We start from the raw sequence: 24,425 nt of genomic DNA on the forward strand, positions 1-24,425 counted from the left end.
AATAAAGTCTTATACGTTCGTATTTCCTTTTACGATTAAGGTCGTTTGGACTATGGAGAAAAAGAATGTATTTATCGATATAAAGTAGTATAGGGATTTTTGGGACCCGATCTAACGGGTACTGTTGACTATAAATGATTGTTCAGGGGGAATACCGATTTGAGAATCCATATTATGAACCTGCAAGATGGAGACCGTCTAACTGCGGATACATTCAGCGAAGCGGGATTACACGTTCTGGGTCAGGGTACTGTGATCAAAAGTGAAGATATCACCTTGCTGATGCAGCACCGCGTAGACTATGTGGATATTGAACCACGCGAGGAAGAGATCACGGAAGCGGAATTCTTTGCTGCTGCAGCAAAATTTGCATCTGGAGCAAGCACAAGCACAAGCACCAAGGAAGAACCGCCTGAAGAAGAAATGAAATCCCAATTTATACAAACTGTACATAATTATCAATCCGCGTTTCTCGAAGCGCTGACGGTGGGCAAGTTCAACGCAACAATGGTGGACGATGCGCTTCAACCGATGGTGGAGGGATTGGACGAGCAAAAGGATGTCGTGCATCTCCTGATGATGCTGGAACGGGATGATGTCAATAACTACACACATTCCATTCAGGTTGGACTGTTGTCATTTTACCTAGCTAATTGGCTTGGTTATTCCCAAAAAGAAAGTTATCAGATCAGTCGTGGGGGCTATCTTCACGATATCGGCAAATGCAAGGTATCTCATCGGATACGCAACAAGGTGGAACCGTTAACCGCAGATGAACAGCTCGAATTGCAGCGTCACACGATCTACGGACATGATATTATCAAAAGTTCCATGACCGATGAGGCTACAGCGCTGGTAGCTCTTCAGCATCATGAACTGGAGGATGGTACCGGATATCCGATGCAACTGAAGAAAGACGAAATTCATCCATATACACAGATCGTATCAGTCGCTGACATATACATCGGGATGAGATCCGGCAGTCACGGAAGCAGCAATCCGAACCTGATCAATAACTTGCGCGATATTTATGCGATGGGATTCGGCAAACTGAATGAGAAGCCGGTTCAAGCCTTGATGCAGCATCTGCTTCCTAATTTTATTGGTAAACAAGTACTGCTGAGCAACGGCGAGCGGGGTGTTATTGTCATGAACAATACATCCGATATTTTTAAACCACTGATCAAGGTGGAATCGGAACAATATCGTGATCTGTCCAAAGAACGCACTCTTGCCATTAATGAATTAATTATCTAAGTTTGAATAACAAATGAATTCATACAGAAAACGGGCCTCCTATAAGATAACAGGGGACCCGTTTTTAATTTAGATCATGCACTGAATTGTTCTTCATGGTGACCAGGAGTATACTTTGCAAAGACCTTAATCTTCCTTTTTAGGCAAGGGTATGTTGAAATTTGTTGTTGATATTTGAAAATTACGAACAAGTGTTCTTTAATAAGGGCAATATAACTGTTCGGAGATGATTTGCCCATGGATTTAAAGGAACTGAAAAAGCTTGCTGATACGTTGGACGATAATGGTAAGCGAGAACTTATCTACTTTTTGCAGTCCCGAACCAACAGCTACCACAGCCGCTTGAAGAAATGGATGGATCGCATCAATGGTGTTGCAACAAAGTATTTGCAGAATTACTTGGCGTGGTTTCGTTACTTAGACAGCAAGTATGAGAATACCGCGTCGAATAAGAAAAATATGTTGGTCAAATTGTGTCTGTTTACTGTGACCGACTCGGCTTTCTACTTATTCTTGTTAAGCTAACGGGCAGTTATGCGTAAATTCCAGGGAATGTAAACATCTAAATAACGTAAGGAACGAGGAGGCAGACAATTCATGGGAGGAACGAATGTATGGGATGCGGAGTGGGAGGTTAACGAAGAGCAGGCGCGGACGCTGATCGGCAGACAATTCCCTCAGCTGTCATCGAAGCAAGTAAAGCGATTGGGCTGGGGCTGGGACAATACGGTTTTTCTCATCGGTGACGAGTATGTGTTCCGGTTTCCAAGAAGAAAGATTGCAGTTGGCTCTATTCGTATGGAAGGGAAGCTGCTGCCGAAGCTGGAGCCATATATGACCATCCCCTATCCGAAACCGTTGTTTTATGGCGAAGCAAGTGACGAATACCCGGCACCATTTCTTGGCTATGCCTACGTGTCAGGAGATTTCCCAATCGGTTTGACGGAAGAACGCCGGGCTTTATCGGCAGAGACATTGGCGAAATTTTTGCGGAGATTGCATGAGTTTCCGGTGCAGGCGGCGCTGAAGTGCGGAGTTCAGCAAGATCATCGAAACTTGACGGACATAGCATCGCGCAAAGTGAAATTGGAGGGCTTTCTATCGAAGGTGGTTGAACACTTGTCGCCGGAGGAGTCCGGTGTGATCGAAGCGTATATTAGCAGGCTGCAAAAGGACCGTGTCGAGGCGGTGAATGCACTGCTACATGGCGATCTTCATTTCAAAAATATGCTTGTAAATGAGAACGGGATCGTTTCCGGCATCATTGATTGGGGCGATCTGAGCGTAGGCCATCCGGCTTGCGATTTGAGCGTTGCTTATAGCTTTTTACCACCTTACGCTCGCGGCGTGTTTTTTGAAACGTACGGAGGAGCGGACGAGGAAACGAAGCTGCTGGCACGGCTGATCGCGGTATACATCCCCATACTGGTCTTAATGCAAGCGGTCGATGATGGGAATGAAGCGATTGCGGTAGAGGCGAAATCCAACATCATGCGGGCACTGTCGGATTAGACTCATTATTTCGTTTCGGCTGTGGGGCTAGGCTATCGGCACCATTTTGTCGTTTAAAGGCCTTGATAAGGTACGATCCGCCTTCTCTGATGCCGCTTTATGTTGAGGAACACGAAATTCAACAGAGTAAGTCCTTGCGCTAACGGGACACGATAGCAATAAACCGCCTTTTCAACGATTGCGGTTTTCTTATGGTCAAATATCAACATTAGAATTTAACATAGCCTTAGGCAAAGGAAGCGGAAAAGGAGTGATCGTCCTTGATTGAAGTGGTAACCGAGATTACAATACATGCGCCCATTGAGCGATGCTTTGACTATGCTCGGGACATTGATATTCATACCCGGACCGTCTGGAAACATACCCGTGAGCAGGCTGTAGCGGGTGTTACAACGGGCAGAATTGGTGAAGGCGATACGGTAACTTTCGAAGCGAGCCATTTCGGGATAAGACAGAAGCTGACTTCCCGGATCGCCGAGTACAATCCGCCGTATCTCTTTGTGGATCAGATGGAGAAAGGTGCTTTCAAGAGCATGAGACATGAACACAGCTTCAACAAGCTTGGAGAGCAGACCACTTGTATGAGGGACACACTGAGATTCGAAGCTCCCCTTGGCGTTCTGGGTTGGGTTGCAGAGCGGATTGTACTCAAGAGGTATATGCAGGCTTTCCTGGAGAGCCGTAATTTGAAGCTAAAGGCGTTACTAGAGAATAGATAGAGCCGATCTGTAAGGAGGAAATGATAGTTGATGGAAAACGAATATTTTGTAGGTTGGGGCACACTTGCCCTTATTAATGCCGGACTTGCTCAGGGAAAAAACAGAAGTGGTCGTAACTGGTTTCTGATTTCCCTGTTATTTGGTCCGTTAGCCACTCTGTTTATCGTGGTATGGAATAAGCTGGATTAAGTTCTTTTATTGATCCGAATTCCGATGGATATATCGATCAATGGTCCAGAACAGAAGCGCAGCGGCACTCACGCCTGCACCCAGCCAGCAAACGCCAGTCCAACCTGCCCATGCGTACACTTGAGTAGAAGCAATGGAGCCGGTAGCACTTCCTATTGAATAAAAAATCATGTAGGCGCCCGTCAAACGGCTCTGCGCCTCTGGTCGAACTTCATAGATCAGACTCTGGTTGGTGACATGTACGGCCTGCACGGCAAGGTCCAGCATAATTACCCCAGCTACAAGCAGCCATAAAGAGTGGTGAACATAGCCAATGGGCAGCCAGGATAGAAGCAATATGACCAGAGCGACGCCCGTCGTCTTTTGTCCCAATCCCCGATCAGCCAGTTTTCCAGCACGTGCAGCAGCCAGGGCACCAGCAGCTCCCGCGAGACCAAAGGCTCCAATAGCAGTATGTGACAGGGAAAGTGGCGGAGCACTAAGTGGCAACACCATGGAAGTCCATAACGTGCTAAAGGCTGTGAAAATTAACATGGCGAGAACGCCGCGTGTTCGCAGAATAGGCAACTCACGGTACAGTTGCATGACTGAAACAATTAATTGGGTGTAGCTGAGTTTCTCTCGCTTGGGTTCGTGTTTTGGGAGTACAAGAAACAGGGCGATAATCCCGAGTAATGTCAGACTGGCAGAGAATAGATAGACTGATCTCCAGCCGATCCAATCGTTTAAGGTGCCTGCTATGGTTCGCGCCAGTAATATGCCTATGACGATTCCGCTTGTGACCAGACCGACGATACGCCCTCGTTCTGAAGGTACAGCCAGGGAGGCGGCAAAGGCAACGAGTGTTTGTGTAATCACGGCAAGCAGCCCGATGGCGGCCATTCCAATGAATAGAACCTGGCTGGATGATGAGGTACCGACAGTAACCAGGGCGATTACGGATAAAAGCATCTGGATCATGATCAGCTTGCGCCGGTTCAATAGATCACCAAGTGGGACCAGTAATAACAATCCGAGGGCGTAACAAATCTGGGTTACGGTAATAACGATTCCAATAGAGGAATGAGAGATTCTAAACTCGTCAGCAATGGAGTCGAGCAAAGGCTGGGCATAATAAATGTTGGCTACCGCCAGTCCGCTGCACAGGGCAAATAACAGCGCGACAAGTCGGGACATGCCTGGACGTCCTTCGCTGAAGGGATGTGCTTGATGAGATGGATTTTGCATGGATGATTCACCTTTCTGTATTCGAATGTGGTAAGTTAGGGGGAGCGGTAAGAACACGGTTGAATTTAAATATACCGATCAGTACATTATGATTCCGAATAAACATACTTCACGCTTTGACACGATGTCAAGAAATAAAATGGAATGGTTGATTTTTCTTTTATAAATAAAGATAGGTTTGACATGGAAATTGGATCTAGATTAAAATAGATGTATACTGATCGATACATAAAGAGGGTGAATACATGGTTAGACAACGGGAATTTGATACGGATCAGGCACTGGAAGCAGCGATGCAGATTTTTTGGGATAAGGGATTTGAGGCGACGTCCCTAAGTGATTTGACAACAGCCATGGGAATTCAACGTCCCAGTCTTTATGCGGCTTTTGGTGACAAAAAGGAATTGTTTGAAACGGCACTTCGCAGATATACAACTTTGCATGCCGGGCAGGTCAGATCCAGGCTTCAACATACATCCTCTGTAAAAGAAGCCTTCCGTGCTTTATTTGAACATATCGGAGCAGAAGGGGACGTGACAGATACTCGTCACGGCTGTTTTTGCATCAATACGATGGTTGAACTGGCTCCACATGACCCCAAATTTGCTGTTCTGACACGCGAGCACCAGATGTATCTCGGGGCGATTTTCAAGGAAACGATTGAACGGGGGCAGGAAAACGGGGAACTGTCTAATGATTTCGACGCAAGTGCGTTGTCCAAGTCTCTGGTTGTATCGATGATTGGATTGACCGTGATGATGAAATCGGAGCCGGATCGCTCATTTGTGCAGCAGAGTATTAAGGTTACGTTATCGTTGCTTGAGGAATGAGGGAAGGATTTCATTTTTAGAGAGGGTGTTCATATGGAGCGTTATTTTCATAGGATCTACCTAGTCGTTTTATACATTATAGGTGTGCTGCTGACGACATACGGCGGGATGGGGATCATCGAGTTCAGTTTGATTGTGATTGGCATGCTTGCTTTTATTGCTATTGTGGGTTCGCTAACAGAGAATGATCAATCGAAATTAGATACGATTTTTTGGAAAATACGGTCCTTGCTTCAAGTGGCGATGGCCATACTGATGACGGCGCTGCTTTTCAAGCTGTTCTGAAGTGAGAGCGAGAAGCGGGAATCTGTTCCTGCTCTTTTTGTGTCTGAGGACATTGGGCAGATGAGGGCTTGAGTTGATACAATACAGATAGGGTATAGATTAAATTAGGGTGTATACTATGATTTACATATTCGGGTAACATGTTCAAAGAATGTTTGATGATGCACATATATGAGGAGGAGATTCAACCATGCAGACGAAGTTGCGTTGTGCCATATTGGATGATTATCAGAATGTAGCCCTTTCTTCAGCGGATTGGACTCCTATCCTGGATCGAGTTGAGGTTCAGACGTTCAATAACTATTTGGGATCAGAAGAGAAGGTCGTTCAGGAACTGCAGGATTTTGAAATTATTGTCTTGATGCGTGAGCGTACACCATTTCCTGAATCCGTGATTACACAATTGCCCAAGCTCAAGCTTCTGATTACAAGCGGCATGCGCAATGCCTCCATTGATCTCCGGGCCGCGGAAGAAAGTGGAGTAATCGTCTGTGGCACGGAAGGCAGCTCGAACCCGCCGACGGAACTGACATGGGCGCTGATACTGGGTCTGTCCAGACAGCTGGTAACTGAAAATAACGCACTGCGTTCCAATCGGAATTGGCAGAGTACAGTTGGCATGGATTTGTACGGAAAGACACTGGGACTGCTCGGTTTAGGCAAGATTGGCAGCCGGATGGCAGAGATTGCACAAGCCTTTGGCATGAACGTGATCGCCTGGAGTAAGAATTTGACACAGACAAGAGCAGAGGAGCAGGGAGTCCAGTGGTCAGAGACGAAGGAACAGCTGCTGGAACAAAGCGATATTGTTTCCATTCATCTGGTGCTCAGTGATCGCACTCGTAATCTGATCGGACGAGCCGAGCTGCAACGGATGAAAAATACTGCTTTATTGATCAATACGTCCCGTGCAGGCATTGTGGATCAAGAGGCGATGGTCGAAGCTTTACAGAATGAGTGGATTGCCGGGGCCGGTCTAGACGTATATGAACAGGAACCTCTTCCTGTGAATCATATGTTGCGTACACTGCCCAATCTGCTGGCAACACCGCATCTGGGTTATGTGACTCAAGGCAACTATGCCATTTATTTTAACCATACCGTAGAGGATATTGAGATGTTTATGAAAGGAACACCGATTAGACAATTGCTTACGAAGAAGTAATTGCTCGGAGGTGGGTTTGAGATAAAAGGGTGTGAATGAAGATAAAAAAAGGTGTTTCTCAGGACGAAATTCATTCCTGGTGAACACCTTTTTGTGTTTATCGAAGGTTTGGACAGTCCATTAGATCCGGTGTCTTCGCAATCATTCTTATGCGCGTGGTCCTTGTGAAGATGAGCGGATCATGGAAACGCTGGACTCGCGCACAATTAACCGTGGCTCAAATTGAATATGCTCGTAATCCGTGGTGCTCATCTCTCGAATCCGTTTTAACAGTAATTCCGTAGCAAGTCGGGCCACTTCTTCGCCCATAATCGAGACTGAACTGATCTGCGGAGACGTAACGGTAGTCCATTGGTTATTATCAACGCCCACAACTGCAATATCTTCAGGGACACGAACGCCGAGTTCTTTAAACCGATTTACCAGTCCGATGGCGACCATATCGTTAATCGCGTATACGGCATCTGGCATGTGAGTCAGTCCATAGAAATAATCCGCTGCATTAGCTCCTGTATTCAATGAAAAATCTTCTCCGAAGTAAACAAGCGAGATATCTACATGTCCGAGTGCTTGCTCATAAGCCCGATAACGCTCTTCAATAATGTCTTTGGGAGCACCGGCGTATGCAATGCGGGTCCGTCCAATCTTAATCAGATGTTCCATTACCAATTTCCCTTCAGGCTGTGAAAGAGAAACGACATCAGCTTTCATACCAGGGTCCAACTTTTTACCGTAATTGATCATGGAAATGGGAAGGGGAGCTTTATCAATTAAACCAGGCAATGTTTTGGGATATGCCAAAGGCATGAAAATAAGCCCGTCCACATGCAATTTTTTGATCGTACGAATGGTTTCCAGTTCCGTTCGTGCATTACCCGCCGTATTGATTTGAACCACATGATACCCATGCTGCTTCGCCGTTTGTTCAACAGACCAAGAGATCTCGGGAATGATAGCATTGCGTATGTCGGGAACAACCAGTGCGATCTGATGTGTCTGCCGTATTTTCAAACTCTGGGCAGAGGTATTGGGGACAAATCCAAGCTCCTCAATGGCCTGCAAGACTTTATCCCGTGTTTTGTTGCTGATGCCATCGGAATTGTTAATGGCTCGGGAGACGGTAGCGATACCTACACCTGCAAGTTCTGCAACGTCCTTGATCGTAATCTTCTGATCTTTACTCACGTTTAGTTAACCTCACTTCATCGGAAACGATTCCGAATTTTGAAAATATGTACGAATGCAAAGACAATCCTATACCTTGATTATAACATTTGAGCCAATAACTATCCCGTGAATACGATTGAAAGGACAGAGATGTCTGTTGGTTTTCCAAAAGAACCAAATGGATAAATAGAGAAAAATCGCGCATTCTATATCCATTGAATTAAACATATACACGAGAACGGACAGAAAGCCACAGAGCAAAAAATGATCGATATATTGAAAACGCTGTTATTACACCAGAATTATCGACGTAAAATTCATAAGATAGACATATGTGTGACAAATTATGTTTGACAGCCTATTTAAAATGTGACATATTTAACTTACGGAAACGTTTCCGATTATATCAAAACTTATGATCTGGGAGATGAAACAAATGAAAGCATTGCGTTGGCATGGAGTAAAAGATTTGCGTCTCGAAAATATTGATGAACCCCGCCCTGAACAGGGAAAGGTTAAAATAAAAGTGGAGTGGTGTGGTATCTGTGGCAGTGACTTGCACGAGTACACTGCTGGCCCGATCTTCATTCCGGCTCAAGCACCGCATCCGCTAACAGGGGAACAAGCACCTGTTGTGATGGGGCATGAATTTTCAGGACAAGTCGTTGAAGTAGGAGAAGGCGTGACACGTTATAAGGCAGGTGACCGCGTTGTGGTGGAACCGATCTATGCATGTGGTCATTGTGAAGCCTGTAAACAAGGGAAATATAATTTGTGCGATCAGATGGGTTTCTTGGGTCTGGCTGGGGGAGGCGGAGGTTTCTCGGAGTATGTAACGGCTGAGGAATATATGGTTCATGCCATTCCTGATTCCATCTCGTACGAGCAAGGAGCGTTGGTGGAGCCTTCCGCAGTAGCTCTTCATGCTGTTCGTCAAAGCAAACTGAAAGTTGGCGACACTGCGGCTGTTTTTGGTGCAGGTCCAATCGGGTTGCTGGTTATTGAAGCGTTGAAAGCTTCTGGTGCATCGGATATTTATGTTGTGGAATTATCCGAAGAACGTAAAGCCAAAGCGGAAGAACTTGGCGCTATTGTTATTGATCCTACACAATACAAAGTAGTGGAAGAAATTCATGCACGCACCCAAGGTGGCGTGAATGTAGCTTATGAAGTAACCGGTGTTCCACGGGTGCTGCAACAAGCGATTGATTCAACACGTATTGGCGGTGAATTGATGATCGTCAGCATTTTTGAACAGGAAGCACCGATCCTGCCAAACTCCATTGTCATGAAGGAGCGTACGGTCAATGGCATTATCGGTTACCGTGACGTATTCCCGGCTGTGATTAGCTTGATGGCTAAAGGTTTCTTCCCGGCTGATAAGTTGGTAACCAAACGAATCAGCCTGGATGAAGTGGTAGAGCATGGATTTGAAGCACTGCTGAAAGAGAAAAACCAGGTTAAAATTCTGGTGAAAGCTGAGTAAATTTACCAAGCAAATCACAAGCCAAGTAATAGAGTGGAAGTCAGCTAATGGCAACAAGTACCCAGTTGGAGCTCAACTGGAGCTGATGTGCAAGCGATGGGCAACTACAATGAATGAATGACAAATAGACAACGCATCTTCGGATGCGATTGTCTATTTTTTTTGCACAGAACGGGCGGAATTTGTTGCAAGTACGTTTCGTTTTACATAATATGAAAAGATACAATTTGTATCATTTTGATGTAAAGGTGTTATTTCATAAAAATGAAGGAGGAAGCGGACATGCAGAGCAATACAAAATGGGCAGCCGTGATTTTGACGATTGTTGCAGGCATGGGCTGGCTGCTTATGGGTAATTCGAAACCCAAAAACAATGTTTCAACCGATCATCAGCCGACTGCCGAACGGGCACTTGCCAAGGTGTCCAGTGCACCTATCACATCCGCTGATGTGACGTCCAAGATTGAGTTGCTTGGAAAACCTTTTAAGAAAGCACCGTATGCCAATAATGTTTGGGACTTGCAGCTGTACAGAGGGAAAATATATATGGGTCATGGGAACAGCAGTAATTTAGGTGTTTCACCTAATGCGGGTCCTATTCCAGTCATTTATTACGATACAGCCAATCCCAAATTTATAACCCAGTCCGTCACCAATAGCAATCCGAGCATCGTTCCTTCGACCAAATTATTTGTAGATGAGGAACAGATTGATATTTATAAAGTGCTGAACGACAAATTGTATATTCCCGGAAATGATTCGGATGGTGAACAGTGGGATATGGGAAACTTCTACCGGTTAGATGGAGATGTATGGACAAAGTATCGCAATCTGCCGCTAGGTGTACACGTATACGATTTGGCGTCCTATCAGGGCAAACTGTTTGCAGCGCTGGGTACCGAGCAGAAACCTACCGTATTAATCTCTCATGATCAAGGCGAAAGTTGGCAAAAATTCGCCACTATCAATACGTTTGGCTTCAGGGCATATACGTTATTTGAGATCAAGGGCAAATTATATGCATCAGGCATGATGTATCCTGCCAATAAAATTTGGGGCGATAAAACCAATGTATTAGAGATTAATGAGAAGCTTGAAAAGAAAGACGTGGTCATTTATGGTAGCAAAATGCTCCCAGGATTATCCTATCAAACGGGCACAGTTCCGTATAATAAAATAGGGAAAAATATTAATTTTAACAATAAGCTGCTTTATATTGCCGGAGGGGTATTCAATGATGGGCAACTGTTACCCAAATCCTTGAATGTGATGACCGACATTAATCAGGCAGCGCGCGTCATTTTGCCAGATACTCTAGCTCTTCCTACGGATCTACTGCTTCGGGAAGGGAAAGTCTATGTGCTCACCTACACTCGCAAAAGTGCAAATCTCTATATAAACCGGGTATATCAATCCACAGATTTGAACACATGGAATGAAATTCTCCGTTTTAACCAGGACACGTACGCCAAGTCTTTTGAAGAACACGAAGGTGATTTCTACTTTGGGCTGGGCACAGACCCCGACGTTCTATCGACTTCATCAGGCAAATTACTCAGAGTTAATCGCAATGATATCCCTGTTAATTCTAATTAAATGTAAGGAAGATTATGGATTATATACTATGCTTCATCCACATTTTTGGTTACAGAGAGAGCCGTTTAGGTTAATTGTACAGAGCAGGCCAAGATCGTAGAACTTCTTAGATGAAGCTACATCGAGCTTGCTCTATTTTTATGTTCAAGAGATTAATAATCCTTTTAAATCGAAAATTTGAAAATAAAAATCAGAAACTATAAAATAGAAAGGCGATATATCTTAACCAACTCACTGATTAACTTCTGTGGTAGTTATACAAGAGCATGTGCAAGAAAGTGTACATCTTTTCTTCCAATCTAATCGTAAAGGAGCATTACACAATGAATGTACCGTCAGCTTTGTTTAAACCATTTACCTCGGACAAGCTTACCCTGTCCAACCGGATCGTCATGGCACCCATGACTCGTGGATTTTCACCCGAAGGAGTACCCGGACCAGAGGTCGTGGAATATTATCGTCGCAGAGCAGCCGGAGGTGTAGGGCTGATTGTTACGGAAGGAACGGGGATTAACCACCCTTCATCCATTAGTGGCGCGAGCATTCCGCTGTTCCATGGCGAAGAATCATTGCAGGGTTGGGCGAATGTAGTCAAAGCAGTCCATGAGGCAGGTGGCAAAATCATGCCGCAATTGTGGCATGTGGGTACAGCCCGCCGTTCAGGGGACCTGCCTAATGCAGAAGCTAAGCCGGTAGGCCCATCGGGAATAAGCATGGCAGGTGAACCTGAGAGAGAACCATTGTCAGAGGACGAGATCAAGGGTCTTATCCAGGCGTTTGCCCAAGCAGCAGCAGATGCGCAGCGCATCGGTTTTGATGGTATTGAGCTTCACGGGGCTCATGGCTACCTGATTGATCAATTCTTCTGGGAGCACACCAATCGTCGTACGGATAAATATGGAGGCGATCTGACACAGCGCACGCGTTTTGCTGTTGAGGTTATTGAAGCATGTCGCGCTGCAGTAGGTCCTGACTTCCCGATCGTACTTCGTTTCTCCCAATGGAAAATGGGGAACTACGACGCACGGCTGGTGGAAACACCAGAACAACTGGAGCAATTCCTTGCACCCCTCACGGCTGCAGGTGTAGATATTTTCCACTGCTCTACCCGTCGATTCTGGCTGCCGGAATTTGATGGCTCAGAGCTGAATCTTGCAGGCTGGACACAGAAAATAAGTGGCAAGCCGGCGATCTCCGTTGGATCGGTAGGTCTCGAAGCGGAATTCGTGGACAGAGCGAACGAAAACCAGGGAACAGGTGACGCTCATCTGGATCAGTTGAACGAGAAAATGGAAAATAATGAATTTGACTTGATCGCGTTGGGACGTGTACTGCTGAGTGATCCGGAATGGCCAAACAAAGTTCGCGAAGGGCGCCTGTCCGAAATTGTTCCTTTTACAGCAGAAGCATTGAAAACACTCTAAACTGAAAACAAACCTGATGCCGCCGAAAGGCGGCTTTTTCACCTCCCTATAATAATAATTTCAACATATGAAAAATTCACAATAGAAAACCATTTTTCGCACCGCTGACACCTTTTCTCATCCCCTCCAATCGCACACGCCCTAAGGAACAACACCATGAAGTACCACACTTTAAGCCCAAAAAGGGGGATTTTTTTGCGTTTTTAGGCTGCATCATAAGAATTTGTACTTAAGCCGTCTCCATTTTGAAAATGAAGCACCTTATGATAAGGTTATGCCTGAACCACATTCAGACTGAATGACAACAATGCTTAAGGAGGATGACCATCCTTGTATATCGATAATCGCAAGTTAAAAAACAAACACATAAACACGCTTCAAATGTTGTGCCTGCTATTCGGAATAATGCTGCTCTTATCCGCATGTGGGCAGTCACAGAAGCCTTCCTCGTCAGAGCAAAATAACAATAATGCCGGAACGGAGACCAATGCGAATTCAAACACAGGTGCAATCAATCAGAATGATCAACAGAATACAGTGCCTCCACAGGAAGAGAAGGATCCGGTAGAAGAGCAGCTCGACCAATTGTCTTTGGATGAGAAGATCGGACAAATGATTCTGGCGGGTGTTCAGGGAACCACTTTGGATGCTCAAGCGAAACAGATGATCACGGATCAGAAGGTGGGAGGGATTATTTTCTATGCGAATAATGTCTCGACCGTGCCAGGAACGGCAAAGTTCGTGCAATCCATTAAGGATGCCAATCGTTCCAATCCAGTTCCAATTTTCATGAGTGTGGATCAGGAGGGTGGCAAAGTTAGTCGAATGCCAGAAACGGTAGAGTCTATACCTTCCAATGGGAAAGTGGGGAAGACGAAGGATGCTGATTTGGCTGAAACGATGGGCAAATTGTTAGCAAGACAAATTCAGCTGGTAGGTTTTAACGTCGATTTTGCTCCAGTGATGGATGTAAATAGTAATCCGAATAACCCGGTAATTGGGGATCGTTCATTTGGAAGTTCGGCCAGTCTGGTTTCACAAATGGGCATAGCTGAGATGAAAGGGCTGCGCAGCGAAGGGATTATTCCGGTGGTGAAGCATTTTCCCGGTCATGGAGACACGTCAGTGGACTCCCACTTGGATCTGCCTGTCGTGAACAAAACGGAGAAGCAACTTGCCCAGCTGGAGTGGATTCCGTTTGAGGCAGCGGTGAAGGAACAGGTGGAAGCGGTTATGGTAGCCCATATTCTGTTTCCCAAGCTTGATCCCGACCATCCGGCATCCTTGTCGGACGTCATTATTGGTCAGCAGTTGCGTGGCAAATTCAAGTATGACGGTGTGGTCATCACAGATGATCTGAGCATGGGTGCGATCGCGAAAAATTATAAGTTGAACGATGCCGCCGTAGCGACAGTTCAGGCAGGAAGTGATATTCTGCTGGTAGCTCACAGTTATGAGAGTGCCAAGACTATTTTTGATACGCTGAAGAGTGCGGTGAAATCAGGGGAGATTTCAGAATCCCGAATTAATGAAAGTGTATATCGAATTCTGGCTTTGAAGCAGAAGTATAACTTGTCCGATGAGGAGCAGCCGTCAGGAGATTTGAAGCAGCTGAACGCTGACATTGTGGATTGGCGCAAGCAGGTCGATGCCCGATAGTACCAACCTGTGTTATGATTTTGGAAAGAGAATTGCATATTCCATTACGACAGGTTAGAGGTGAGACCTTTTTTATGTATACGATAATGATTATTGAAGATGATCCGAAGATTGCGGGTCTTCTTCAATCCCATATCGAGCGATATGGTGACAGGGCCGTTGCGGTTGAGGATTTTGAGCAAGTCGTTCAGCAGTTTGAACAAATTAAGCCGCATGTCGTGCTGCTGGATATCAACTTGCCGAGTTACGATGGGTTCTATTGGTGTCGCCAAATTCGTTCCATTTCCACATGTCCGATTATTTTCATCTCGGCCCGAAGTGGCAAGATGGATCAGGTCATGGCGCTTGAGAACGGTGCGGACGATTATATTACGAAGCCGTTTGAGCATGAGATTGTCATGGCCAAAATTCGAAGTCAGCTGCGCCGGGTGTATGGCGATTACGCTACGCGTCATGAAGAGCGCAAGGTGGAACTGGATGGACTAACTGTTTATCTGGAAAGATTGGAGATGGAGCTCGGTGACCGCAAGATACAACTGACCAAGAAAGAAACCATTTTGCTGGAGACGTTGCTGCGTCGCAGTCCCAAACTGGTTAGTCGTGAAACCATCTTGGAAAAGCTGTGGGACGATTCGTTTGTGGATGATAATACACTTAGCGTGAATGTGACCCGCGTTCGTAAACGATTGACTGAGCTGGGAATTACAGATGCGCTGGAGACGGTAAGAGGTTCAGGTTATCGACTCAACAGTAATTGGAAGGCATCGTCGCCTTCATGAAGTTGTTTATCAAAGAACATATTGTACTGACTTGTTGGGTAATCGTTGTGCTGCTCACCGTGGTTGCGGTCTTCTGGTACGACGGCTACGACCACTGGTTAACGGCCACGTATGCGGTATCTCTGGGGTTAGTCCTATACGCAGCCTATCTCATTTATCGGTATCTGTCCCATCGCATGTTTTATTCCCGGATGTCCCATCGAATGAATGATCTAAAAGAATTTGTTCCATTGAATGAGCCTGCTCCCTTGCCACAGGCATTGTCAGAACTGCTGGACTCACAGTACGGTCATTATTATGCACATCTGCATCGTCTGGAACAGCGTCAACAGGAATATCTGACTTTTATGAATCAATGGGTTCATCAGATGAAGACACCTTTGTCCGTCATTGAACTGACGGTTGAGGATCAGGAGGATGAGGACCCCCGTTTCATCAGCATTCGAGAGGAAGCAGACCAGATGAGACGAGGACTGGAAACCGTGCTATACATGGCGCGGCTGGAGACATTTGAACAGGATTTCAGTGTGGAGCCCGTATCCCTCAAGGCGGCCGGAGAAGAAGCCATCCATGAACTGAAACGATTCTTCATTCGCAATCACGTGTATCCCGAGATGAAAATTGATTCTGCGTTAATGGTTCAGTCGGATGCGAAGTGGATTCGGTTTGTCCTCGTACAGCTGTTATCCAATGCCATCAAGTACTCTTCCGGGGGAAAAGGGCAAAAGGTAACCATCCAGGCTTATGAAGCCACACGGTCCATCATTCTTGAAGTGAAGGATCAAGGAGTGGGTATTCCCAAGTCGGATCTCAACCGCGTGTACCAGCCTTTTTTCACCGGAGAGAATGGGCGACATTTTAAAGAATCCACGGGGATGGGACTGTATATTGTAAAGGATGTCCTGACACGCATGAACCATCGGATTGACCTTACATCCGCTCAGGGAGAAGGAACCACTGTAACCATTACATTTGAAAACTAAATATAAGCGGATAATGCGGAACGAATTGAGAAGACGTCTGGTGCCCTGATAGGGATCGGCGTCTTTCTCGTTTTCTACATAGATGAAACACCCCAAAGGACGACGTGACATGTAACCTTACAATAATGTCATGAAGATGAAAGGTTAATCCATAGGAGAATGGTCGAAACTTCGATAGACTGAAGTCAGAAAGTAGAGAACGACCTCGAATTGCGATGAAGTTCAGTTCAACTTTGTTTAATTCAAATCCGAAATCTAAAAGGAGCCATTAACCTATGGAGATATGTTCAGTGAAACAGATTAGCAAAATTTATAAAGGGATCGTGTCATACGAAGCCTTGTCAGGTATTGATCTCAGTATTCAGGAGGGTGAATTCGTTGGCATCATGGGTCCATCAGGCAGCGGCAAAACAACGTTGCTAAACATGATTTCAACCATTGACCACCCTACTTCAGGGGAACTGAAAATCGCGGGTAAGAACCCGTTTGAACTGAATCACGATGAACTGGCTCTGTTCAGACGCCGAGAGCTGGGGTTCGTATTTCAGTCGTTTAACCTGCTCAACACACTCACGGTTAAAGAAAATATTGTCCTGCCGCTTACGCTGGATGGAGTACCGGTTGAGGAGATGAATGAACGTGTTGATCGACTTGCAGAGAAGCTGGGCATCGCATCTCTTCTGAACAAACGCACGTATGAAATTTCCGGAGGTCAAGCCCAGCGGACAGCAATCGCACGAGCCCTGATCCATTCTCCCAAGCTGGTGCTGGCCGATGAGCCTACAGGAAATCTCGATTCGAAGGCAGCGCGTGATGTAATGGAGATGCTGGAACGTCGCAACCAGGAAGATCGAGCCACCATGCTGCTGGTCACGCATGACGCTGTTGCGGCAAGTTATTGCAGCCGGGTTGTATTTATTAAGGATGGACGTCTTTACAACGAGATTCATTACGGAGATAACCGATCGACGTTCTATCAACGAATTATCAACGTATTATCCCTGATGGGAGGCTCAGGACATGAATTTTCGCCAGTTCGCCATTAATAATGTTGTTCGGAACAAACGAATTTACCTGGCCCATTTTCTGAGCAGTACGTTTTCCGTCATGATCTTTTTTACGTATGCACTTCTTTTGTTTCACCCAGATCTGAAGGATGGACTGAAGGGTTCAAGTGGGACAGTGACCATGCTTGCGAATCAGGGGTTTTTGATTGCTGAGATCATTATTTTCATCTTTTCGTTTCTGTTTCTGCTCTATTCCGTAGGTTCATTTCTCAAGACGCGTAAAAAAGAATTCGGCATATTTCAAATCATTGGCATGACACGTAAACAGATGAACCGACTGTTATTTATGGAAAACTTGTGCATTGGACTTGCCGCCATTGTGGCAGGCGTTGGATTAGGAATGATCTTTGCCAAGCTGATCCTGTTGATCTGCGGTTCGATGCTGGCGGTGGAAGAAAGTCTCCGATTCTATTTTCCATTAAAAGCAATCGCACTTACTGTCGGAGCATTTCTGCTGCTGTTTGTTGTGATTGCGCTGAGCTCATCGCTGCTGATGCGAAAAGGGTCATTGATTGACCTTGTAAAATCAGAGGAAAAACCCAAACCCGAGCCAAAGGCTTCTCGTCTTTTAGCACTTCTCTCCGTCATACTCATTGGGGGTGGATATGTGGGTGTATTTGCCTTTGTATGGATCACATACTCTTTCCCTTTGCTGCTTGGTAGTGTTGTTTTGGTTATTGCAGGCACGTATTTGTTATTCACCCAACTTAGTGTGTATGCCATTCGGGCGCTCAAAGGCAATAAGCGTTTGTTTTTCCGCAAAACGAATTTGCTATTTCTGTCCGAACTTACCTATCGAATGAAAGATAATGCGGTCATGTTTTTTATGGTGAGTGTGATTTCGGCTTCCGCCTTTACAGGCATTGGCACGATGCTGGCGATCGCTGATCCGGGATTGTCATCGATGTCAAATCCATATGCGTTTACCTACCAAAATTCATGGGATACACCTGGCGCAGAACGGCACATCAGGAAGATTGAAGAGACACTGATTGATAATGAGGTTCCGTACCAGAAAGGAAGTTATATTCCGCTGTTTGATGACGAAGGGGACTATATCATCAAACTAAGTGAATATAATCATCTTGCCAAGGCGCTCGGTTACCAAGAGCGAACTCTCGAGAATGTTAACGATTCCTTTATGACTCCGGGCAATCTTACGAGTCGTAAGACATTACGAGCAGAAGCTGGGCAGGGTTCAACTCAGAAAAATATCAGTATGTGGGAAGTTCAGGAAAAGGTCAGATTAACAACACCTGCAACCGATATCGTCATCCCTGTTGAATTCAAAAGGGAAGTTTATGTGGTATCTAATGAGCTGTACGACAAGATGAATAAGGAATTTAATATTCAAATCGAGGCTGATGAAAATTATTATCCCGATAAAAAAACTCAATTTGTTGTGACAGATTGGATGGGAACGCGGAAGTTTGCTCCTGATCTGGTCGAATCCATTCAAAATGACTCAGATGGTCAGGGGTACTTCGAGATCAGCGCTCTCGTGCTGGATTGGCTTAATTCCAAACAAACTAATGGTATTATCCTTATTCTGAGCGGATTGATTGGCATTGTCTTTTTCACCTTTGCTGCAAGCTTTACCTACTTCCGGTTATATGCAGATCTGGAACGGGATGAAGAACAGTACCGCATGATTGGTAAGATGGGACTGAGTCGCCCGGAGCTTCGCAACATCGTAACCAGACAGCTGGTGTTAATGTTTTTCCTACCAATAGTGTTGGCCATTATCCACAGTTCCGTTGCATTTGTTGCATTACAGCAGTTGGTTGATTTCTCTGTTATGGGTTATACTTTGCGCATTTTCCTCGTATTTGCATCCATGCAGATTCTGTTCTTCCTTCTGGTACGCTGGCGCTATCTGCGTCATATGTATGCCAAATTGATCTAATATAAATCTAATAGAACAGACACCGGACCTTAGGTTTGGTGTCTGTTGACTTTTTCCTCCAAAGCAAAGTACTATTTCAATAGATACAATATGTATCATTTTAGTTAACTTGAGTCTCGAAATGATTAAAAACATTATCATCATTGAGTTTCCTAGCCTTTCTAACTGAGAAGGAGGATTACATTGAGCATAACGATGTCCCGTGGACAAGCTTATCTGCAACGGTTGAACGATGAACGGAATGTATGGCTGGATGGAGAACGTATTCGAGTAACAGAGCATTCTGCCTTCCGGGGAACCTTACAAACGATTGAAAGTCTGTTCAATCTGGTGGATGATGCGGACACGAGAGAAACAGTGGCTTATTGGGATGAGCAGACGAACGGATATGTACATCAGGCTTTTCGAGTACCCTGCAATGCTCAGGAGATCAGCAGCAGGGCGGCAGCCTTTCGATTGTGGTCTGATCGCACCTACGGGGTAATGAGCCGTCTCTCGGATTACGCCCGATCCCGCCTGACCGGATGGTACGCCACACGGGATGCGATGGCTGCATATGACCCAGCATATGGAGGTAAAATCGCTGCCTATTATGATGAGGCAAAACGGAAGGATGCCTTCCTGACCATTGTGCAGCGGGACCCGCAGATTAATCGTGCTCTGCCTGTAGGGGAAGATGAAGATGCAATGTTTCAAATCATTCGTACCAATACAGAGGGCGTTGTCCTCCGTGGTGCCAAGATGGTGGCAACTGCTGCTCCATATGCGGACGATATCATTGCATATCCGATTCAGCGCATTCCTGGACATCGTCCGGAATTGGCGCATATGGTTATAGTGGCAGCAGGAAGTCCAGGATTACATATGGTATGTAGAGAATCTTTTGCAACATTAGATTCAGATACTGCTCATCCGCTCAGTAGTCAGTATGATGAGATGGATGCTATATTATTTTTTGACGACGTATTTGTACCTTGGGAGCGTGTACTGCTGCACAACAATCCGGAAGCGGTATGGCAGATTCGCTGCAACGTGGCATCCTCCAGTCTGGCTTATCATCAGAGCATTATTCGGCTGCATTCGAAGCTGGAATTCATTACAGCCATCACGTCTTCCATTGCCAAGGAGATTGGAGTGGATGCCTTCCTGAATGTACAGGAACAGCTTGGGGAGATGATCAGCCAGATGCATACGATTGAAGGACTCATCATCGCATCTGAGGCACAGGCTGCCCCGGATGTTCATGGGAACTGGCTACCATCATTCAAATATATCGAAACAGCCCGTAATCTGGGGAACCATTATTACCCGCGTGCTGTTGAGATTTTGAAGACTATAGCTGCAGGTGGCCTTATTCAGATTCCTTCCGGGAAGCTGGAGCTGGAAGGAAGTATCAGCCCTATGATGAACAAGTATCTTGGAGGCGTAACGATGCAGGCACCAGAGAAGATTCGATTATTTCAGCTTGCCTGGGAGCTGACAGGAAGTCCGCTGGGAGCCAGACATGATCTGTATGAACGTTTCTATGCCGGTGACCCGGTACGCAATCGGGCGAGTCAGTATGTGCAATATGATAAGGACCGATTATATGCCCGGGTTGAACCCTGGTTACGTAGCAAGTGATGAATGGTACTGAATCTTTACTTATTTTAGCTTTATATTTGAAGCTCTGGCCTGATGCCTGGGCTTTTTATTTAGGTTATCTTTAGAAATGGTTTAGATTGATTTAAGAGACGTAGTATATAGTAGTAACGTATAGACATATGAACAATAACAAATGGAATGTACGGATACGAATTCGAATGAAAACTGAATTTATTGAAATAGGAATGAGAGGATTCGCATGAGATACACACTATTAATTGCAGATGACGAACCCGAAATTGTGGAACTGCTTCAGCTGTACCTTGAGAAGGACTACAACATTGTGACAGCCGTTAATGGAGTAGAGGCGCTAGAGTGTATCCGTTCAACTCAGATTGATCTGGTCATACTGGATATTATGATGCCTGTAATGGATGGACTCCAGCTGATCAAACAAATCAGGTCCACACATCATATGCCCGTTCTGTTCCTGTCGGCCAAAAGCCAGGACCATGACAAAATCCTTGGACTCGGATTGGGTGCTGACGACTACATCTCCAAACCTTTCAATCCTTTGGAGATTGTCGCCAGAGTGGAAGCTTTGCTCAGAAGAGTCAATCAATTTGATGCACCTGACGTGCCTGCTGCTAAGGAGTTAAATCTTGAGCTGGGTGAGCTTAGGCTTGATCGATCCCAATGTATCCTTTTTCGCTCGGGTAAACCTGTGACATTGACCTCAACAGAGTACAAAATCGTGGAGCTTCTGCTTGAGCAGCCAGGCCGTGTCTTCACCCGTAAAAAAATATACGAAGCCGTCTGGGGAGATTATTACGCTCACGAGGACAGCACGATAATGGTACATATCAGTAACATTCGGGAAAAGATCGAGCGCGACTCCAGGCAACCGGAATATTTAAAAACGATAAGGGGACTGGGATACAAAATTGAAGCGCCCATGGAAAGCTAGAGAAAAGAGACTATTGCAAACGTCCCTGACACTGGACTTTTTGCTGTTCAACTTCTTTTTGTTGTTACTGGTAGCCATCGTGTACATTATCATTAATCTGGATGTGGTTGATTTCCGCATTTCGGATCAGGTGGTGGATCCTGATCTGAATGTGGAGGCACATGTGTACGTGACAGAACTGGAGAACGAATGGCTGTCCGGTAGTTCCGATGAGACCAATAATACCGAAATTCAGCGTCTCAAGGACAGTGGGGGATGGATTGAAGTGCTGGATGCGGATCGCAGGGTCATTCGTTATATCGGGGACAAGCAGGATACGTTCACTCAGTACAGTGAAGCTGAGCTATATGCAGGACTCGAAAACCGAAATGAACAGCCGTACTATTACTCCATTAGTCCACTTTCAACAGAGGGAGCTGCAAAGTACGTTTTGCTGAAGATTCCGCGTGACTTGGTCAGTGTGCGAATTAATGATAATCAGCTGATTACCAATTTGAAGCATCCGTTATCGTTCTACATTATGATCGGGATCGGATTGGTCTTGCTGCTGATATTTGTATACAGCTATTGGGTCGCCCGGCGAATCAAAAAGCCGCTAAGTATTCTCTCTCTAGGTCTTACCCAGATGATCCAGGGAAATTATAGTACACGCATGTCCATCTCGGCAGAGAGGGAATTTGTCCAGATTGGAGAAACCTTCAATTATATGGCGGACGTCATTGAGAATACATCTGCGGAGAAACGTTATGCTGAAGAGAGCAAACAGCGCTTAATTGTGGATCTGTCACATGATCTCAAGACCCCGATCACGAGTATTCAAGGATACGCCCAGGCTTTGGTGGAAGGGCGGGGGGAAGATAAGGACAGGCAGCAGCGATATCTGGGTTATATCTACAACAAGTCCGTTCAGGTTGCGCGCATGATTCAGAACATGCTGGAATTGCTCAAAGTGGATTCACCTGACTTCCGTATGCACATTCAGCAGCGGGAAATCGGCGAATTTGTACGTGAAATTATGGCCGACACATATGGTGAGATTGAGCAGAACCATTTTGGCCTGCATGTGCTCGTTCCTGATGAAGAGATCTATGCAAGGTATGATCCGGAACTGTTGTCCAGAGTGATTCAGAACCTGATTACAAACGCCTTGTCCTACAACCCGCGGGGGACGGAGCTGCGTGTGGAGTTAATCCCACTGGACAACCATGTGGTTATCGAGGTTGCTGATACCGGTGTGGGTATCCCTCAAGAGTTGTGGGCAACCATCTTTGATCCATTTGTGCGAGGGGATGAGGCTCGTACGGGAACCGGGGGTACCGGGCTTGGACTAGCAATTGCGCGGCGGAACACCGAGAAAATGGGGGGACGATTAACACTTTCCCAGCGTGGACGAGAGACGACGGTGTTCACTATACAGATTCCGAAATAAAGAACCGACATAAAGGATAAGGTTGACATAAACATGTTGTCATTCTGATCACCATTTGCAAAATGCTCATATAGAAAAGGTTAAGTGGAGGGGAAACTTTTTGTTCAAAGTAAATTCGTTTGTACGTTTCAGTATTGCACTGGCACTGATACTGATCAATATCTATCTGTTATCACGTGTCAGCTTTATTTTCCAACCGCTTGTTACCATGATTACGGTGATTACCGTGCCGATGATGTTGTCCGTATTCTTTTATTATCTGCTGCGGCCGCTCGTCAATTACATGGAAAAAAAGAAGCTGAATCGCACACTTAGCATTTTGTTGATCTATCTGGTGTTTGGTATACTGTTCGCCCTGTTTATTATAGGGTTATGGCCTTCACTACGCGAGCAGTTGATCAACCTGGTAGAAAACGCACCAAATTTAATCAATTCACTGAGTTTGCAGCTTAAAGAGCTCGAGCAGAACGGTGCCATTACGGCTTTGTTCCCGGAAGGGTCGACCCCGTTTTCGCAGATTACGGATTACATTAACAAAGGCTTCACCTTTGTAACGAACTATGTGAGTGGATTCTTCTCACTCATCTCAAGCTTTGCGATTGTTCTGTTTACCTTCCCGATCATCTTGTTCTACATGTTGAAGCAGGGAGAGAAATTCGGTCGTAAGCTGGTGCACATTGCACCTAAACGTTTCCAAAAAGACAGTCGTGATGTGGTACTTGAGATCGATCAGGCGTTAAGCGGCTTTATCGTGGGACGAGTTCTCGTGAATCTGGCTTTGGGCGTGCTGATGTATATCGGTTTCCTGATCATCGGTCTCCCGTATGCACTGCTGTTAACCGTGATTGCGGTTATTATGAACTTTGTTCCGTTTATCGGGGCGATCCTGTCTTCCGTTCCTATTGTTATTATGGGACTGGTGGTATCCCCTTCGGTTGCGATCTGGTCACTCATTATTATTCTGGTAGCGCAGCAAATTCAGGATAATCTGGTTGCACCGTATGTATTCGGCAAAAAACTAGATATTCACCCGCTTACCACCATTATATTGGTGCTGGGTGCAGGGGATCTGGGCGGCATTATTGCCATTCTGATTATCATCCCTGTCTACATGATCGTTAAGATTATTTTGGTTCGAATCTATCAGCTATTCTTCAAGGACAAATGGCAGAATGCTTAAACATTTATAAATGA

Annotated in this window: 21 protein-coding genes and 1 pseudogene; 20 read left to right on the forward strand and 2 right to left on the reverse strand. The window is 45.5% G+C overall.

What is annotated here, in order from left to right:
• Positions 1-159 precede the first annotated feature (159 nt).
• The 5 genes and pseudogenes from BLV50_RS03240 to BLV50_RS32650 all read left to right on the forward strand — a co-directional run bounded on the left by BLV50_RS03240 (position 160) and on the right by BLV50_RS32650 (position 3,677).
• Positions 160-1,257, forward strand: a complete 1,098-nt coding sequence (locus BLV50_RS03240) for an HD-GYP domain-containing protein (RefSeq protein WP_090805833.1) — start codon at positions 160-162, stop codon at positions 1,255-1,257.
• Positions 1,258-1,578: 321 nt separating this feature from the next.
• Positions 1,579-1,747, forward strand: a pseudogene (locus tag BLV50_RS33725) (IS1595 family transposase); the annotation flags it as partial.
• Positions 1,748-1,854: 107 nt separating this feature from the next.
• Complete coding sequence (locus BLV50_RS03250) at positions 1,855-2,769, forward strand: phosphotransferase (RefSeq protein ID WP_090805836.1); 915 nt, start codon at positions 1,855-1,857, stop codon at positions 2,767-2,769.
• 269 nt (positions 2,770-3,038) lie between these two features.
• Positions 3,039-3,488: an SRPBCC family protein gene (locus tag BLV50_RS03255; protein WP_371129229.1), complete on the forward strand. Its 450-nt coding sequence runs from the start codon at positions 3,039-3,041 to the stop codon at positions 3,486-3,488.
• Positions 3,489-3,515: 27 nt separating this feature from the next.
• On the forward strand, positions 3,516-3,677 hold the full coding sequence (locus BLV50_RS32650) for a hypothetical protein (protein WP_157258459.1): 162 nt from the start codon (positions 3,516-3,518) through the stop codon (positions 3,675-3,677).
• Positions 3,678-3,683: 6 nt separating this feature from the next.
• On the opposite strand, the gene BLV50_RS03260 is transcribed toward BLV50_RS32650, so the two are convergent.
• Positions 3,684-4,904, reverse strand: coding sequence for an MFS transporter (locus BLV50_RS03260; RefSeq protein ID WP_063563445.1), 1,221 nt, complete (start codon positions 4,902-4,904; stop codon positions 3,684-3,686).
• A gap of 245 nt (positions 4,905-5,149) precedes the next feature.
• Between BLV50_RS03260 and BLV50_RS03265 the strand changes: the two genes are divergently transcribed.
• The 3 genes from BLV50_RS03265 to BLV50_RS03275 all read left to right on the forward strand — a co-directional run bounded on the left by BLV50_RS03265 (position 5,150) and on the right by BLV50_RS03275 (position 7,184).
• Positions 5,150-5,734: a TetR/AcrR family transcriptional regulator gene (locus BLV50_RS03265; RefSeq protein ID WP_090805839.1), complete on the forward strand. Its 585-nt coding sequence runs from the start codon at positions 5,150-5,152 to the stop codon at positions 5,732-5,734.
• A gap of 33 nt (positions 5,735-5,767) precedes the next feature.
• Positions 5,768-6,019, forward strand: a complete 252-nt coding sequence (locus BLV50_RS03270) for a hypothetical protein (RefSeq protein WP_072732596.1) — start codon at positions 5,768-5,770, stop codon at positions 6,017-6,019.
• A 190-nt stretch (positions 6,020-6,209) separates the two neighbouring features.
• Positions 6,210-7,184, forward strand: a complete 975-nt coding sequence (locus BLV50_RS03275) for a D-2-hydroxyacid dehydrogenase family protein (RefSeq protein WP_090805840.1) — start codon at positions 6,210-6,212, stop codon at positions 7,182-7,184.
• Positions 7,185-7,331: 147 nt separating this feature from the next.
• On the opposite strand, the gene BLV50_RS03280 is transcribed toward BLV50_RS03275, so the two are convergent.
• Positions 7,332-8,369 (reverse strand): LacI family DNA-binding transcriptional regulator, encoded by a 1,038-nt coding sequence (locus tag BLV50_RS03280; RefSeq protein ID WP_090805841.1) that lies wholly within the window; start codon positions 8,367-8,369, stop codon positions 7,332-7,334.
• 418 nt (positions 8,370-8,787) lie between these two features.
• Here BLV50_RS03280 and BLV50_RS03285 point away from each other — a divergent pair, with 418 nt between their 5' ends.
• The 12 genes from BLV50_RS03285 (at position 8,788) to BLV50_RS03340 (ending at position 24,411) form a co-directional block, all read left to right on the forward strand.
• Positions 8,788-9,837, forward strand: a complete 1,050-nt coding sequence (locus BLV50_RS03285; protein ID WP_063563450.1) for a 2,3-butanediol dehydrogenase — start codon at positions 8,788-8,790, stop codon at positions 9,835-9,837.
• Positions 9,838-10,119: 282 nt separating this feature from the next.
• Positions 10,120-11,433: a hypothetical protein gene (locus BLV50_RS03290; protein WP_090805842.1), complete on the forward strand. Its 1,314-nt coding sequence runs from the start codon at positions 10,120-10,122 to the stop codon at positions 11,431-11,433.
• A gap of 323 nt (positions 11,434-11,756) precedes the next feature.
• Positions 11,757-12,857: an NADH:flavin oxidoreductase gene (locus tag BLV50_RS03295; RefSeq protein ID WP_090805843.1), complete on the forward strand. Its 1,101-nt coding sequence runs from the start codon at positions 11,757-11,759 to the stop codon at positions 12,855-12,857.
• A 330-nt stretch (positions 12,858-13,187) separates the two neighbouring features.
• Positions 13,188-14,516, forward strand: coding sequence for a beta-N-acetylhexosaminidase (nagZ, locus tag BLV50_RS03300; protein ID WP_256337835.1), 1,329 nt, complete (start codon positions 13,188-13,190; stop codon positions 14,514-14,516).
• A gap of 74 nt (positions 14,517-14,590) precedes the next feature.
• Positions 14,591-15,295 (forward strand): response regulator transcription factor, encoded by a 705-nt coding sequence (locus BLV50_RS03305; RefSeq protein ID WP_090805844.1) that lies wholly within the window; start codon positions 14,591-14,593, stop codon positions 15,293-15,295.
• Positions 15,292-16,278, forward strand: a complete 987-nt coding sequence (locus BLV50_RS03310; protein ID WP_090805845.1) for a sensor histidine kinase — start codon at positions 15,292-15,294, stop codon at positions 16,276-16,278. The genes BLV50_RS03305 and BLV50_RS03310 overlap by 4 nt, the downstream gene beginning before the upstream one ends.
• 275 nt (positions 16,279-16,553) lie before the next feature.
• The gene (locus BLV50_RS03315; protein ID WP_072732602.1) at positions 16,554-17,324 is read left to right on the forward strand and encodes an ABC transporter ATP-binding protein; all 771 of its coding nucleotides are present in this window, start codon (positions 16,554-16,556) and stop codon (positions 17,322-17,324) included.
• The gene (locus tag BLV50_RS03320) at positions 17,299-19,251 is read left to right on the forward strand and encodes an ABC transporter permease (protein ID WP_090805848.1); all 1,953 of its coding nucleotides are present in this window, start codon (positions 17,299-17,301) and stop codon (positions 19,249-19,251) included. The genes BLV50_RS03315 and BLV50_RS03320 overlap by 26 nt, the downstream gene beginning before the upstream one ends.
• 195 nt (positions 19,252-19,446) lie before the next feature.
• Positions 19,447-20,874: a 4-hydroxyphenylacetate 3-hydroxylase family protein gene (locus BLV50_RS03325; protein WP_072733464.1), complete on the forward strand. Its 1,428-nt coding sequence runs from the start codon at positions 19,447-19,449 to the stop codon at positions 20,872-20,874.
• Between the two features lie 220 nt (positions 20,875-21,094).
• The gene (locus BLV50_RS03330) at positions 21,095-21,802 is read left to right on the forward strand and encodes a response regulator transcription factor (RefSeq protein WP_064638805.1); all 708 of its coding nucleotides are present in this window, start codon (positions 21,095-21,097) and stop codon (positions 21,800-21,802) included.
• 13 nt (positions 21,803-21,815) lie between these two features.
• The gene (locus tag BLV50_RS03335; RefSeq protein WP_256337836.1) at positions 21,816-23,231 is read left to right on the forward strand and encodes a HAMP domain-containing sensor histidine kinase; all 1,416 of its coding nucleotides are present in this window, start codon (positions 21,816-21,818) and stop codon (positions 23,229-23,231) included.
• 100 nt (positions 23,232-23,331) lie between these two features.
• Positions 23,332-24,411: an AI-2E family transporter gene (locus tag BLV50_RS03340; protein WP_063563459.1), complete on the forward strand. Its 1,080-nt coding sequence runs from the start codon at positions 23,332-23,334 to the stop codon at positions 24,409-24,411.
• The last annotated feature ends 14 nt before the right edge of the window (positions 24,412-24,425 follow it).

This window comes from Paenibacillus sp. 276b (genome assembly GCF_900107875.1).
Classification (GTDB): domain Bacteria; phylum Bacillota; class Bacilli; order Paenibacillales; family Paenibacillaceae; genus Paenibacillus; species Paenibacillus marchantiae.

Excerpts from the sequence above, each read along its gene's own strand:
- BLV50_RS03305 (WP_090805844.1), top strand. The coding sequence starts at position 14,591 with ATGTATACGATAATGATTATTGAAGATGATCCGAAGATTGCGGGTCTT.
- BLV50_RS03250 (WP_090805836.1), top strand. The coding sequence starts at position 1,855 with ATGGGAGGAACGAATGTATGGGATGCGGAGTGGGAGGTTAACGAAGAG.
- BLV50_RS03290 (WP_090805842.1), top strand. The coding sequence starts at position 10,120 with ATGCAGAGCAATACAAAATGGGCAGCCGTGATTTTGACGATTGTTGCA.
- BLV50_RS03275 (WP_090805840.1), top strand. The coding sequence starts at position 6,210 with ATGCAGACGAAGTTGCGTTGTGCCATATTGGATGATTATCAGAATGTA.
- BLV50_RS03260 (WP_063563445.1), bottom strand. The coding sequence starts at position 4,904 with ATGCAAAATCCATCTCATCAAGCACATCCCTTCAGCGAAGGACGTCCA.
- BLV50_RS03330 (WP_064638805.1), top strand. The coding sequence starts at position 21,095 with ATGAGATACACACTATTAATTGCAGATGACGAACCCGAAATTGTGGAA.
- BLV50_RS03285 (WP_063563450.1), top strand. The coding sequence starts at position 8,788 with ATGAAAGCATTGCGTTGGCATGGAGTAAAAGATTTGCGTCTCGAAAAT.
- BLV50_RS03310 (WP_090805845.1), top strand. The coding sequence starts at position 15,292 with ATGAAGTTGTTTATCAAAGAACATATTGTACTGACTTGTTGGGTAATC.
- BLV50_RS03270 (WP_072732596.1), top strand. The coding sequence starts at position 5,768 with ATGGAGCGTTATTTTCATAGGATCTACCTAGTCGTTTTATACATTATA.
- BLV50_RS03295 (WP_090805843.1), top strand. The coding sequence starts at position 11,757 with ATGAATGTACCGTCAGCTTTGTTTAAACCATTTACCTCGGACAAGCTT.
- BLV50_RS03320 (WP_090805848.1), top strand. The coding sequence starts at position 17,299 with ATGAATTTTCGCCAGTTCGCCATTAATAATGTTGTTCGGAACAAACGA.
- BLV50_RS03315 (WP_072732602.1), top strand. The coding sequence starts at position 16,554 with ATGGAGATATGTTCAGTGAAACAGATTAGCAAAATTTATAAAGGGATC.
- BLV50_RS03325 (WP_072733464.1), top strand. The coding sequence starts at position 19,447 with ATGTCCCGTGGACAAGCTTATCTGCAACGGTTGAACGATGAACGGAAT.
- BLV50_RS03265 (WP_090805839.1), top strand. The coding sequence starts at position 5,150 with ATGGTTAGACAACGGGAATTTGATACGGATCAGGCACTGGAAGCAGCG.